Origin of the sequence: Streptomyces sp. CA-243310, assembly GCF_050936775.1 — a bacterium.
In the GTDB taxonomy this organism is placed as follows: domain Bacteria; phylum Actinomycetota; class Actinomycetes; order Streptomycetales; family Streptomycetaceae; genus Streptomyces.
In genome coordinates this window covers 1,312,145-1,325,112 of sequence record NZ_JBNJMF010000002.1, presented here as the reverse complement: position 1 = coordinate 1,325,112, position 12,968 = coordinate 1,312,145, and the positions used below count along the sequence as shown (strand labels likewise).

12 protein-coding genes are annotated in these 12,968 nt (G+C 73.0%); 4 read left to right on the top strand and 8 right to left on the bottom strand.

All coding sequences use genetic code 11. From position 1 onward, the window contains the following. Nucleotides 1-64 precede the first annotated feature (64 nt). Nucleotides 65-1,507 carry a GuaB1 family IMP dehydrogenase-related protein gene (locus tag ACQEVM_RS23480; protein WP_433082108.1) on the top strand — a complete coding sequence of 481 codons (1,443 nt, stop codon included), beginning with the start codon at nucleotides 65-67 and terminating at the stop codon, nucleotides 1,505-1,507. Nucleotides 1,508-1,706: 199 nt separating this feature from the next. Continuing rightward, nucleotides 1,707-2,636 carry a hydroxymethylbilane synthase gene (gene hemC, locus ACQEVM_RS23475; RefSeq protein ID WP_433082106.1) on the top strand — a complete coding sequence of 310 codons (930 nt, stop codon included), beginning with the start codon at nucleotides 1,707-1,709 and terminating at the stop codon, nucleotides 2,634-2,636. Nucleotides 2,637-2,677: 41 nt separating this feature from the next. Here hemC and ACQEVM_RS23470 read toward each other — a convergent pair whose 3' ends face one another. From ACQEVM_RS23470 to ACQEVM_RS23445, 6 genes are all read right to left on the bottom strand, one after another. Beyond that, entirely contained in the window at nucleotides 2,678-3,931 is a 1,254-nt protein-coding gene (locus ACQEVM_RS23470; protein WP_433082104.1) for a sensor histidine kinase, read from the bottom strand. Beyond that, nucleotides 3,928-5,658 (bottom strand): cation acetate symporter, encoded by a 1,731-nt coding sequence (locus ACQEVM_RS23465; protein WP_433082102.1) that lies wholly within the window; start codon nucleotides 5,656-5,658, stop codon nucleotides 3,928-3,930. Before ACQEVM_RS23465 ends, ACQEVM_RS23470 begins: the two co-directional genes overlap by 4 nt. Before the next feature lie 165 nt (nucleotides 5,659-5,823). Beyond that, complete coding sequence (locus tag ACQEVM_RS23460) at nucleotides 5,824-6,099, bottom strand: hypothetical protein (protein WP_433082100.1); 276 nt, start codon at nucleotides 6,097-6,099, stop codon at nucleotides 5,824-5,826. Nucleotides 6,100-6,253: 154 nt separating this feature from the next. Then, nucleotides 6,254-7,069: a LytR/AlgR family response regulator transcription factor gene (locus ACQEVM_RS23455; RefSeq protein WP_433082098.1), complete on the bottom strand. Its 816-nt coding sequence runs from the start codon at nucleotides 7,067-7,069 to the stop codon at nucleotides 6,254-6,256. A gap of 99 nt (nucleotides 7,070-7,168) precedes the next feature. Then, on the bottom strand, nucleotides 7,169-8,119 hold the full coding sequence (locus ACQEVM_RS23450; protein WP_433085340.1) for an SCO0930 family lipoprotein: 951 nt from the start codon (nucleotides 8,117-8,119) through the stop codon (nucleotides 7,169-7,171). 117 nt (nucleotides 8,120-8,236) lie between these two features. Continuing rightward, on the bottom strand, nucleotides 8,237-9,253 hold the full coding sequence (locus ACQEVM_RS23445; protein ID WP_433082096.1) for a GDSL-type esterase/lipase family protein: 1,017 nt from the start codon (nucleotides 9,251-9,253) through the stop codon (nucleotides 8,237-8,239). Nucleotides 9,254-9,699: 446 nt separating this feature from the next. Between ACQEVM_RS23445 and ACQEVM_RS23440 the strand changes: the two genes are divergently transcribed. Both ACQEVM_RS23440 and ACQEVM_RS23435 read left to right on the top strand, forming a co-directional pair. After that, entirely contained in the window at nucleotides 9,700-11,154 is a 1,455-nt protein-coding gene (locus ACQEVM_RS23440) for an amino acid permease (protein ID WP_267799414.1), read from the top strand. Between the two features lie 10 nt (nucleotides 11,155-11,164). Beyond that, nucleotides 11,165-11,620, top strand: coding sequence for an Lrp/AsnC family transcriptional regulator (locus tag ACQEVM_RS23435; protein ID WP_030027017.1), 456 nt, complete (start codon nucleotides 11,165-11,167; stop codon nucleotides 11,618-11,620). Between the two features lie 67 nt (nucleotides 11,621-11,687). On the opposite strand, the gene ACQEVM_RS23430 is transcribed toward ACQEVM_RS23435, so the two are convergent. Both ACQEVM_RS23430 and ACQEVM_RS23425 read right to left on the bottom strand, forming a co-directional pair. Then, nucleotides 11,688-12,179, bottom strand: a complete 492-nt coding sequence (locus ACQEVM_RS23430) for a hypothetical protein (RefSeq protein ID WP_433082093.1) — start codon at nucleotides 12,177-12,179, stop codon at nucleotides 11,688-11,690. Nucleotides 12,180-12,433: 254 nt separating this feature from the next. Further along, the gene (locus tag ACQEVM_RS23425) at nucleotides 12,434-12,727 is read right to left on the bottom strand and encodes a WhiB family transcriptional regulator (protein WP_433082091.1); all 294 of its coding nucleotides are present in this window, start codon (nucleotides 12,725-12,727) and stop codon (nucleotides 12,434-12,436) included. Nucleotides 12,728-12,968: the final 241 nt, after the last annotated feature.

Genomic DNA, 12,968 nt, shown 5'->3' with positions numbered 1-12,968 from the left:
GCGTTTCCTCGGCTGCCCCGCCCGGGCATGACGGGCTCCTCCGAACGACTGGGATGTTCAGCACGTGCGTTTCCTCAATGACCTGAAGCCGCCGTACGACCTGACGTACGACGATGTGTTCATGGTGCCGAGCCGCTCCGCGGTCGGCTCCCGCCAGGCCGTGGACCTGTCCTCGCCCGACGGCACCGGCACCACCATTCCGCTCGTCGTGGCGAACATGACCGCCATCGCGGGGCGCCGGATGGCCGAGACCGTCGCCCGCCGCGGCGGCATCGTCGTCATCCCGCAGGACATCCCCATCGACGTCGTCACCGACGTCATCTCCTGGGTGAAGACCCGCCACCACGTGCTCGACACGCCGATCACCCTGGCGCCCACCCAGACCGTCGCGGACGCGCTGTCCCTGCTGCCCAAGCGGGCCCACGGCGCCGGCATCGTCGTCGACGCCGACAACCGCCCGATCGGCGTCGTCACCGACCACGACCTCACCGGCGTGGACCGCTTCACCCAGATCTCCGAGGTCATGTCGAAGGAGCTGCTGCTCATCGACGCCGACATCGACCCGCGCGAGGCCTTCAACAAGCTCGACGCCGGCCACCGCAAGCTGGCCCCCGCCGTCGACGAGGACGGCAGGCTCGTCGGGATCCTGACCCGCAAGGGCGCCCTGCGCGCGACCCTCTACACCCCCGCCACCGACGCCCGGGGCAAGCTGCGCATCGCGGCCGCCGTCGGCATCAACGGCGACTTCGCGGCCAAGGCCAAGCAGCTCCTCGACGCGGGCGTCGACACGATCGTGATCGACACGGCCCACGGCCACCAGGAGTCGATGATCAACGCGATCAAGGCCGTCCGGGCGCTGGACCCGCAGGTCCCGATCGTGGCGGGCAACATCGTCGCCGCCGAGGGCGTCAAGGACCTCATCGAGGCCGGCGCCGACATCATCAAGGTCGGTGTGGGCCCCGGCGCCATGTGCACCACCCGCATGATGACCGGCGTGGGCCGCCCGCAGTTCTCCGCGGTGATGGAGTGCGCGGCCGAGGCCAGGAAGCACGGCAAGCACGTCTGGGCCGACGGCGGCGTCCGCCACCCGCGCGACGTGGCGATGGCGCTGGCCGCCGGCGCCTCGAACGTCATGATCGGTTCCTGGTTCGCCGGGACGTACGAGTCCCCGGGCGACCTCCAGCAGTCCGCCGACGGTCGCTTCTACAAGGAGTCCTTCGGCATGGCCTCGGCCCGCGCGGTGCGCAACCGGACCTCCGAGGAGTCGGCCTACGACCGGGCCCGCAAGGGGCTCTTCGAAGAGGGCATCTCCACCTCGCGGATGTTCCTCGACCCGACCCGTCCGGGCGTCGAGGACCTGATCGACTCGATCATCGCGGGCGTGCGCTCCTCGTGCACCTACGCGGGCGCGGGCTCCCTCGCGGAGTTCGAGGAGAAGGCCGTGGTCGGCATCCAGTCCGCCGCCGGCTACGCCGAGGGCAAGCCCCTGCACGCCAGCTGGAGCTAGGTCCAGTCGTCACCCGAGCGATCGGCTCCTCCCTTCCGCGGCCCCGGGCCCGCCCCCTCCGGGCGGCGCGGGGCCGCGGGGGTTCGCGCGGGCGGGGGCCACGGGAGCCGCCGTGGCGTTCCCGACCCGCTGTCTGCATCACCACCGCCCCGCCCCTCGTAGCCTGGTGACACCCCGTCAGGATCCGAGAGGCTCTTCCGTGACCACGTATCTCGTCGGCTCGCGCGCGAGCAATCTGGCCCGGACCCAGGTCCGCGAGTTCCTCGCCCCGCTGCGCGAACGGTTCCCCGACGTGGCCTTCACCCACCGGGTGATCCTCGAAGGCGGGGACCGGGACCGCCGGTCGCCCCTGGCCGCCGTCTCCGCCGTCAGCGGCGGTTCGGCGTTCAGCAGCGAACAGGAGGCGGCGCTGGTCCGCGGCGACGTGGACGTCGTCGTGCACTCGCTCAAGGACCTGCCCACCGAGAACCCGGCCGGCCTGACCCTGCTGCCCCCGCCGGTCCGCGAGGACGTGCGCGACGCGCTCTGCGGATCCACGCTCGCCGGACTGCGCGAGGGGGCCCGCGTGGGCACCGGGTCGGCCCGGCGCAAGGCCCAGCTCCTCGCGGTCCGGCCCGACCTCGACGTCGTGCCGATCCGAGGGAACGTGCCACCGAGGCTCCGCAAGATCCAGACGGAGGGGCTCGACGCGGTGGTCCTCGCGGCCGCCGGTCTGCACCGACTCGGACTGGCCGACGCCGTCGGGGAGTTCCTCCCGCTCGGGGACTTCCCCCCGTCACCCGGACAGGGTGCGCTCGGCATCCAGGTCCGCGAGGAGTCCGCCGCGCTGCGCGAGATCCTCGCCGGTGTCGGCGACCCCGACACCGATGCCCAGGTGCGCGCGGAGCGCGCCCTCCTCGCAGAACTGCACGGCGGGTGCAGCGTCCCCGTGGGAGCCCACGCGCGCACCGCACCCGACGGCACCCTCACCCTCCACGCCCAGGTCACCTCCCTCGACGGCCGCCGCAGGGTGTCGGGAACCCTCACCGGCCCCGCGGACGCGCCCGAGAAGATCGGCGCCGCCCTGGCCGGTGAACTGATCGACGAGGGCGCCCGCGAGATCCTCGACGCGGTGCGCGCCGCCCTCTGACCGGGTCGCGCCGCGCACGGGTCGCAGCCGCCCGGGTCGGGTCAGCTCCGGTGCCGGCCCGGCGGCGGGCCCGGTTCACCGGGTGCCGACGAGTGCACACCCGCCCGGTACTTGGGGATCCGCACGGTGATCTTCATGCCGGCGCCCACCCCCGTCTCGATGACGAGCCCGTACTCGTCCCCGTACACCTGCCGCATCCGCTCGTCCACGTTCGGCAGGCCCACGCCCGAGGAGGAGCCGGTCCGCTCCCCGGCCAGGATCCGCCGCAGCAGCGCCGGATCCATCCCGACCCCGTTGTCCTCGATGGTCAGCACGGCCTCCGAGCCCTCGTCCCGGGCCGCGATGGTGATCCGGCACTCCTCGGTGGAGTCCTCCAGCCCGTGCTTGACCGCGTTCTCCACCAGCGGCTGCAGACACAGGAAGGGCAGCGCCACCGGCAGCACCTCCGGTGCCACCCGCAGCGTCACCTTCAACCGGTCGCCGAACCGGGCCCCCGCCAGGGCCAGGTACTGCTCGATGGACCGCAACTCCTCGGCCAGCGTGGTGAAGTCGCCGTGGCGACGGAACGAGTAGCGGGTGAAGTCCGCGAACTCCAGCAGCAGGTCCCGCGCACGCTCCGGATCGGTCCGGACGAACGAGGCTATGGCCGCCAGGGAGTTGAAGATGAAGTGCGGGGAGATCTGCGCCCGCAACGCCTTGATCTCCGCCTCCATCAGCCGGGTGCGCGACCGGTCCAGCTCCGACAGCTCCAGCTGGACCGACACCCAGCGCGCGACCTCCGTCGCCGCCCGCACCAGCACCGCGGACTCCCGCGAACCGTACGCGACGAGCGCGCCCGACATCCCGTCCTCGCCGGTCAGCGGAGCGAACACCGCCCACTTCAACGGACAACCCGGCTGCCTGCAGTCGGTGCGCAGGCTCACGCTCCGCCCCGACTCCAGCATCGCCGTCACCCGGGCCATCGCCCGCCGCTCGTGGTGATCGGCCCCCGGACCGTCCCAGGCCAACACCGCCTCCCGGTCGGTCAGACACAGCGCCTCCGTGCCGAGCAGCGACCGCAGCCGCCTGGCGGCCTTGCGGGCGGCGTCCTCGGTCAGGCCGGCCCGCAGCGGGGGAGCGGCCAGCGAAGCGGTGTGCAGCGTGTGGAAGGTGGCCCGCTCGACGGGAGTACCGAGGTCGAGCCCCGACGCCCGGTCGCCGCGCCGCGCGTGCCACCGCCCCCCGGCCCAACCCGACGCCAGCAGCAGCGCCGCGCCCGCCAGGGCCGGAACCGCGAGCGCCACCGCGCCCGTCACCGCGCGTCCCCGGCCCGGTGCCCGGCCACGTCCTCCGGCAGGTGCAGCCGGGCCAGCGTCGTCGCGGTCCCCGCCGGGATCCGCGACCTCGTACCCAGCGACACCACGACCATCGTCAGGAAGCCCAGCGGTACCGACCACACGGCCGGCCAGGCCAGCAGGGTGTGCGCCCAGCCCGGCGCCGCCAACCCGCCGCGGGTCGCGACCACCGCGCCCAGCGCCGCCCCACCCCCGGCGATCAGCCCGGCGACCGCCCCCGGCGGGGTCAACCCGCGCCACCAGATGCCCAACACCAACAACGGGCAGAACGACGACGCCGACACCGCGAAAGCCAGACCCACCGCGTCCGCCACCGGTACCGCCGTCGCCGCCACCGCGCCCACCAGCGGCACCAGCATCGCGACCACCACCGCGAACCGGAAGCTGCGCACCCCGCGCCTGGGCAGCACGTCCTGGTGCAGCACCCCGGCCACCGCCATGGTCAGCCCCGAGGCCGTCGACAGGAACGCCGCGAACGCGCCCCCGGCCAACAACGCCCCCAACAGCTCGCCGAGCAGCCCGCCGACCATCCGCCCCGGCAGCACCAGCACCGCGGCGTCGGCGTCGCCCGTCAACGCCAGCTCGGGCGTGTAGATCCGGCCCAGCGTCCCGTACACCGGCGGCAGCAGGTAGAAGATCCCGACCAGCCCCAGCACCACCAGGGTGGTGCGCCGGGCGGTCCGTCCGTCCGGGCTGGTGTAGAACCGCACCGCCACGTGAGGCAGGCCCATCGTGCCGAGGAAGGTCGCCAGGATCAGCCCGTACGTGGCGTACAGCTGCTGTCCCCGCCGCTCCCCGGACAGCGGCTCCGACCAACCGGCCCGGGCCGGGCCGGACTCGGCGCGTGCGTCGGGCACCCGGCTCTCCGGCGCGAACTCCAGCCGGGTGCCGGCCCGTACCGAGTGCTGCCCGGTGGCCAGGACCAGCGACTCGCCCTCGACGGCACGCCCGTCCACCCGCCCGGTCACCGTCACGGGCAACGGCTCGTCCAACGCGATCCGCAGGTCCTCGCCCACCGTCACGGCGGTGTGCTCCCGGAAGACCGCCGGTGCGTCGAAACCCGCGCGCGGGGCCCCGTCCCCGGCCCAGGCCGCGATCAGGAAGAAGGCCGGCACCAGCAGTGCGGTGAGTTTGAGCCAGTACTGGAACGCCTGGACGAAAGTGATGCTGCGCATCCCGCCGGCCCCCACGGCCGCCGTCACCACACCGGCCACGACCAGCCCGCCGACCCAGGTCGGGGCCCCGGTGAGGATCTCCAGCGTCAGCCCGGCGCCCTGCAACTGGGGCAGCAGGTAGAGCCAGCCGACCCCGACGACGAACAGCACGGCGATCCGCCGCACGACCTGCGACTCCAACCGGGCCTCGGCGAAGTCGGGCAGCGTGTACGCCCCCGAGCGCCGCAACGGGGCCGCCACCAGCACGAGCAACACCAGGTACCCGGCCGTGTAGCCGACCGGATACCAGAGCATCCGCGGCCCCTGGAGCAGCACCAGCCCCGCGATGCCCAGGAACGAGGCGGCGGAGAGGTACTCCCCGCTGATGGCCGCCGCGTTCAGGCGCGGACCCACGGTGCGCGAGGCGACGTAGAAGTCGGAGGTGGTCCGGGATATCCGCAGGCCCAGCGCGCCGACGAGCACCGTGACCAGGACGACGACGGTGACCGCGGTCAGCGCGTACGTCTGGTTCACCGGGTGGTCCTTCGACGGGGAGATGCGCTGGGCAGCGGGGACTTTCGGAGTCTATGCAGCGCCGCGCACCGGCGAACAGGCGCGTTCCGGCACCTTGGCGGGAGATGTGCGGCGCCGCGTCGGCGCCCTCCCCGTGCGCCGGGTCGGGTTCACCGGGCGGGGGCTTCAGCGGGCCGGGTCGCCGTGGTCCGCACAGTCGCGCAGGGCGATCTCCAGCTCCACGTACGACTCCTCGGCGCGACGGAAGGCCTGCATCAGGGCGGCCTCCGCGCGCGGCGGCAACTGCCGGCGGGTGCCGTCGTGGGCCTCGTACAACAGGTCCGCCCAGCGGGCCGCCGCGCTGCGCAGCCGGGCCAACAGGGCCTCGGCCTCGGCCGGGCCGGCGGGCCGGGTCCGGGGCAGTCCGGTCAGCGCGTCCAACAGCGCCTCGATCTCGGACAACCGCTGCTCCTCCCACGCCGGAAGATCCACGATACGCGCGGCCGGCCGGCGCGGGGGGAAGCGGGACGACCGGTGCGACCGACGGGCCCCGGGCATCGCCGTACGCCCTCCCCGGCGCGACGAACGGCGCGCCGGACGGTCGGCGGTCCGGAGGTCAGCCGGTGGCCTGGCGCATCAGGAGGTCGCGGAGTTCGCGTGCGTGGCGCCGGCTGACCTGGAGTTCCGCCGAGCCGATGCGGACGGTCGTGGCGCCGCCGTCCAGGCGCAGTTCGTCGATCCGGCGCAGCGCCACCAGGTGCCGGCGGTGGATCCGGACGAAGCCGCGGGAGGCCCAGCGTTCCTCCAGCGTGGACAGCGGGATCCGCACCAGGTGGCTGCCCTCGTCGGTGTGCAGGCGGGCGTAGTCGCCCTGGGCCTCCACGTGGGCGATGTCGGCGATGGCCACGAAGCGGGTGACCCCGCCCAGTTCGACGGCGATCTGGTCCGGCGCGCGGTCGGTCACGACGACCTCCGGCGGCGCGGCGCCGTCCGTCCCAATCGAGGGGGCCTGGCGGTCCGCCGCCGGCGGCTCCTGCGGCCGGCCGAGTTGGGCGCCGACCCGGCGGACGGCCTCGGCCAGCCGCTCGGGGCGCACCGGCTTCAGCACGTAGTCGACCGCCTTGAGGTCGAAGGCCTGGACGGCGAACCCCTCGTGGGCGGTGACGAACACGATCAGCGGCGGTCGCGCGAACCCGGCGAGCAGCCGGGCGATGTCCAGGCCGGTCAGCCCGGCCATGTGGATGTCGAGGAAGACCACGTCGATGCCGTCGGGGCCGTCCGGGCCGCTCTCCAGCGCCCGCGTGATCCGGCGCAGCGCCTCGGTGCCGTCCGAGGCGCCCTCCGCGCTGCGCACCCTCGGATCGGAGCGCAGCAGGTAGAGGAGTTCCTCCAGCAGGGGTCTCTCGTCGTCGACGGCCAGTGCGCGCAGCATGGGGCCGAGTCTAGGTTCCGCTCCGCCGGGGCGGAACGGGGCGCGACCCCCGCCGGGGGGAGGGGGCGGGGGTCGCGCGTTCAGGATGGTCCGTGGCGCCTACTTGGCGATGGTGATGAGCTTGCCCTGGGGGGAGACGGCGTACCAGGTGCCGCCGACGCCCTGGCCGTTGGTGTCACCGGCCTGCTTGTCCCCGCTGAAGGTGTAGATGGGCCAGCAGTCGATCGACTGCTGCTTCTTGCCGTCCGGGCGGTTCAGGACCGTGTAGCCCTTCTCGATGATGCCCTTGGCGTTGGCCTTGTCGACCGGGGCGACCGCGGGCCACTTCTCCGCGCAGGCGCCCTCGCAGTTGGACTTCATGGGCCAGGCGCTGTCCTTCTTGAACCGGTAGACGGTCATGCCGTTCCCGTCGACGATGTGCTCGCCGAGCTTCGGGTCCTTGGCGACGGTCAGCGCGCCGGCCGCCTCGCCCGCGCCTTCCGGAGCGGGGGCGGGTGCCGCCGCGGCCCCCTTGGCCGCCTTCTTGCCGTCGGGGGCGGAGGCGAACCACGTGCCGCCGACGCCCTGGCCGTTGGTGTCACCGGCCTTGGCGTCCTTGCTGTACCGGTACATCGGCCAGCCCGCCACCGTCAGCTGCTTGCTTCCGTCGGCGCGCTCCACCTCGCCCAGCAGCGCCGCGTCCACGCCCGCGGCGGCCGTGACGTCCCCGGCGGGGACGATCGGCCACGTGTTCGCGCAGGCGCCCTCGCAGTTCGACTTCGGCGGCTTCGGGGTGTCCTTGTCGAAGCGGTACAGGGTGAACCCGGCGCTGTCGGTGAGTACGGAGCCGAGCTTGTCGTTCTCGGCGACGGTCAGTTGGCCGGCGGGCTTGGCCTCGGCGGCGGCCGCGGGGTCCGCGCCGGCGCCGGCGCCGTAGGGGTCGGCCGCGGGAGCCACGGCCCCGGCCGGCTGGGTGTTGCCGCCCGCCTTGTCGGCTCCGCCGCAGGCCGTGGCCGAAAGGGCGACTGCGACTGCGACGACGGCCAGGGTGGTTCCGCGCTTGAAGCCCATCTTGATCTCTCCCACGTGTGATGACTGCCGAGTCCGTCGCCGGAGCGTCGGCAACTTGTGCAGGACACGTCGCCGGGGGAGCGAACCGTTCAGCGCGAGAGGTGTGTCGTCTTTCACCTAACCCGCGTCGAACCCGGCCCGCCGCAGAGCCGTGCACACAGCGAGGCCGAGAACCTGGTGTCCGTTGTCGTCGGGGTGCAGTCCGTCCGCGAGGTGCTCGGCTCCCAGCAGGTTCCGCCCGGGCAACAGCGCCAGCCGGCCGTCCCCGGCGGCCATCCGGTCGCGGGTGGCGCGCTCCATGGCGTCGCGCAGGGCGCCCAGGGTGGCGCCCAGCTTGTTCGGCGTGCGCTCGGCGTCGGGCCGCAGCACCGGGGAGAGGAGCAGCAGCGGGGTGCTCGGGTGGCCCTGCCGGACCAGGTCGAGGAAGGCGCGCGTGGTCTCGTACAACATCGCCGGGGTGAACGGCGCCCGGGACCAGCAGTTGGTGCCGAAGGCCAGGGTGAGCACGTCGGCGGGGAGCCCCGCGAGCTGTTCGGCGGTGGCGAGTTCCCCGCACGCGGCGCCCGCGTAGCCGAGGTTGACGGTGTCCCAGCCCATCGACCGGCCGGCGACGGCGGGCCAGCCGTGCGCGGGGCGGGTGGACCACCACCCCTCGGTGATCGAGTCGCCGTGCACCACCCAGCGCGGGGCCGTCGGGGCGGGGGAGATCGGGCCGCCGATCCCGCGCACCCCGAGGATCACGGGGGACTGGGCCTCGGGCGGATGGACGGTGAACGGTCCGCGACCGCCGGTGATCCCGACGCGTACGACGGCCTCCGCGGCCGGCTCGGTGAAGACCTCGGTGAGCATGCCCTGCCGGTTCCACAGCGCGAAGCCGTGCGCGAGGTCGCGCAGCGCGTCGGTGGGGCCGGGCACGGTCGCCCGGTAGCGGATCTCCAGCGCGTGCGCCGACTCGGTGGTGAACTCCAACCGCACCCCGATGGGCAGGGCGGCCCGCTCGCCGGTGTCCCAGGGCAGCCGCATGGTGTCCGCCGGGTCGGCACGCACGGGCCGGCCCTCGTCCAGCCAGGCGACACCGCGCAGGAAGGGGCCGGGGTCCAACCACCCGTCGTCCGCCGTCAGTGGTCTCGCCACGCTCACTCGTCGCCTCCGATCGTCGGGTACGGGAACCTCGCGCGCCGACCCCGCGGCCGACCACCCCCGTCTGCCCCGTCACGTGCGGGAACACCCGTGAGGGGCCGGCGGCACCGTCCTGGCGGCACCGTGCGGCAGATCTGACGAAGTGTCAAGGAACTGCCGTCGGGGCGGTCGGGAGGGGGGTCGCGCAGTGATCGATCATCCGCGCGCAACAAAGGACCATCCAGGACAGATCCGCGCAACGATCGTGCGCCAATGTGCAAGGATGGTGCATTACGGGCGGTATCACTCAGCTCGTAGGCTCACTCGCTGTACGTGGAGTGGCGTGGACCGCCTGCTCGGCGGTCCCCCATGCCCAGGCTGGCTCCTGCCCGCCTGCTCCTGCTCCGGATCGCTGCGGTCGATGCCTGAATCCCCACCCGCAGTGTCAAAGGAGTCCCCTCGTGCTCGAAACCGGCCAGGCGCCACCGCTCACCTCGGAGCCGCGCAAGCCTGCCCATCCTTTGCTGCGCCGCAAGCCGGTCGAGCAGCTGGTCGCCGAGGGCGGCCAGGGTGAGGGCGGCTCCCTGCGCCGCTCGCTCACCATGTGGCAGCTGACGATGATCAGCATCGGCGCCACCCTCGGCACCGGCATCTTCGTCGTCCTCGGCACGGCGGCCCCCAAGGCCGGCCCCGCCGTCACGATCTCCTTCGTCATCGCGGGCCTGACCGCCCTGTTCTCCGCGCTCTCCTACGCGGAGCTGGCCGGATCCGTGCCGGTCTCCGGCTCCTCGTACTCCTACTCGTACGCCACCATGGGCGAGCTCGTCGCCTGGGTCTGCGGCTGGTGCCTGGTCCTGGAGTACGGCGTGTCCGTCGCGGCGGTCGCCGTCGGCTGGGGCGAGTACCTCAACGAACTCCTCGACGGGACCATCGGCGTCACCATCCCCGAGGCCATATCCGCCCCGCTGGGCGAGGGCGGCTTCATCAACCTGCCCGCGCTGATCGTGGTCCTGCTCGCCATGGTCTTCCTGATGGGCGGCGCCAAGGAGAGCGCCCGGGTCAACTCGATCATGGTGGGCGTGAAGATCGTCACGCTGCTGCTCTTCATCGGCATCGGCTTCATGGGCATCAAGGCCGGCAACTACACCCCGCTCGCCCCGCTCGGCATCACCGGCATCAGCGCCGCCGCCTCCACGCTGTTCTTCTCGTACATCGGGTTCGACGCCGCCTCCACCGCGGGTGAGGAAGCCAAGGACCCCAAGCGCGACCTGCCCCGCGCGATCATGCTCTCGCTGGGCATCGTCACCGTGCTCTACGTCCTCGTCGCCTTCGTCGCCGTCGGCGCCATGCCGTGGCAGGACTTCGAGGGCACCGAGGCCGCCCTGGCGCAGATCATGACCGACGTCTCCGGTCACACCTTCTGGGGAGTCGTCCTCGCCGCGGGCGCCGTCGTCGCCATCGCCTCCGTGGTCTTCGCCGTGCTCTACGGCCAGACCCGCATCCTCTTCGCCATGTCCCGCGACGGCCTCGTCCCCAAGGTCTTCGCCAAGGTCAACCCGAAGACCGGCGCCCCCCGCGCCAATGTCGTGATCGTTTCCCTCTTCTGCGGGATCCTCGCGTCCTTCATTCCGCTCGGCAAGCTCGCCGACGCCACCAGCATCGGCACCCTCTTCGCCTTCGGCCTGGTCAACATCGCCGTCATCATCCTGCGCCGCACCAAGCCCGACATGCCGCGCACCTTCAAGGTGGCGCTCTTCCCGATCACGCCCATCCTCGGTTTCCTCGCCTGCGGCTACATGATGTTCAGCCTGGACACCGTCACGTGGATCGTTTTCGGTGGCTGGATGGCAGCGGGTCTCGTGTTCTACTTCCTGTACGGCATTCGCCGCTCCCGACTGGCCACAGCAGAGAAGTGATCCACCCGCAGTGCGACTGAACGATCTCGACGAACGCATCGTGCACGCCCTCGCCGAGGACGCCCGACGTTCTTACGCGGACATCGGCTCCGAGGTCGGACTCTCCGCCCCCGCCGTCAAACGGCGCGTGGACCGGCTGCGTGCCGAGGGAGCCATCACCGGCTTCACCGTCCGGGTCGACCCCGCCGCCATGGGCTGGGAGACCGAGGGCTTCATCGAGATCTACTGTCGCCACAACACCTCGCCGGACGACATCCGGCGAGGGTTGGAGCGGTACCCCGAGGTCGTGTCCGCGTCCACCGTCACCGGTGACGCGGACGCCCTCGTGCAGATCTTCGCCTCCGACATGAGGCACTTCGAACGCGTACTGGAACGGATCGCGGGCGAGCCCTTCGTGGAACGCACCAAATCCGTCCTGGTCCTCTCCCCGCTGCTGCGCCGCTTCACCTCCGGCGCACCCGCGTAGCCGCCGACGCCCCGGTCCACGGACCGGGGCGTTTCGGCGGGCCGGGGCGTGCGGCGGACCGGGGTGTTCAGCAGAACGCCTCGCGCGCCACGGCCGCGCCCTTCTTCCAGCCGTTCGAGAACTGCTGGTTCGCCGACGGCGGCGCGGTCGCGTCGCAGCTCCCCTTGACCGCGTCCCACCCGGCGGCGACACCGGCCTTGTACGGGTTTCCGCCCGCCCGGGCGTGCGCGTCCGCCTCGTCCGCGCCACCGCACCTGGTGTCCCGGCCGCCCTGGGCGACGGTGTACGCGCCGTTCTGTCGCTTCGGGAGGGTGAAGGAGCCGTCGGGGCCCACCTCGAACCGGCCGCCCTGGGCGGTCGGAGAGGAGAGGACCGCGGGTCCCGGCGCGAACCCGCTGCCGGACACGGACACCGTTCCGCCGGGCCGGGTGGCCGACACGGAGCAGGTGGCCGCCGGTGCGGCCGCCCCGGCGCCACCCGAGGAGATCACCACGGAACCGACGGCGAGGGCGCCGGTCGCCAGCGGGGTGAGCACGGTCAGACGAAAGCGTCGCTTCATGGGTGTTCCTCTCGTGGGACCCCCGGTCGACAGAACCTCGTCACGCGGCAGATGCGCCTTCGCGCGGCCGATGCGCACAGCCGGTCAATTTTATCCCGGCGGCAACCGCGCCGCCCGCTCTCGCCGACCCACGACCCGCACCGGCCAGGGCGCCGCAAGGGCCAAGGGGCCGGGGCAGCGAAACGGGCCGGACGCTTCACACGTCCGACCCGTCGTCGTCGCCCGTCCCGCACGCGCGCGGCCGACCGGCTCTTCTACACATGGGCCGGCGCGCGGCGACCGCCCAGGAGGGCGTGCCGCTCCTCCTCGGTCAGGCCGCCCCAGACCCCGAAGGCCTCACGGGTGCGCAGCGCGTGTTCGAGGCAGGCCGTGCGCACCGGGCATCCGGCGCAGATCCGCTTCGCGGCCTCGTCCCGGTCGTCGCGGTCCTCGCCACGCTCGCCGGCGGGGTGGAAGAACCGGGTGGACCCCAGGTCCCGGCACGCCGCCCGGGATTGCCACTGCCAGTTGTCGGGGGCGGAACCCGGCAGGCGGGAGACGTCGGTCATGGCAGTTCCTTTCCGAGGGGTACGTGGGTTCCCCCGCGTGTGACCGCTCCGTGCCCCCTGAAACATCCCCGCCCGCAAGGGAATCCCCACCCGCCCGCCCACCCGTCGAAGCGGGCGGTACGGGGACCGGCGCCGAAAGCGCGGGCACGCCCCCGGGCCTCGACTCGCCGATCGGACAAGGGCATTGGAGGCGGGCGGTGCGCCGCCCGTGCCGATCGGGGCCGGGCGCCCGGGAGTTGCT

Bases quoted from the DNA above. Each gene is read 5' to 3' on its own strand.
- ACQEVM_RS23450 (WP_433085340.1), bottom strand. From the start codon at position 8,119: ATGGGCTTCAAGCGCGGAACCACCCTGGCCGTCGTCGCAGTCGCAGTC.
- ACQEVM_RS23430 (WP_433082093.1), bottom strand. From the start codon at position 12,179: ATGAAGCGACGCTTTCGTCTGACCGTGCTCACCCCGCTGGCGACCGGC.
- ACQEVM_RS23455 (WP_433082098.1), bottom strand. From the start codon at position 7,069: ATGCTGCGCGCACTGGCCGTCGACGACGAGAGACCCCTGCTGGAGGAA.
- ACQEVM_RS23425 (WP_433082091.1), bottom strand. From the start codon at position 12,727: ATGACCGACGTCTCCCGCCTGCCGGGTTCCGCCCCCGACAACTGGCAG.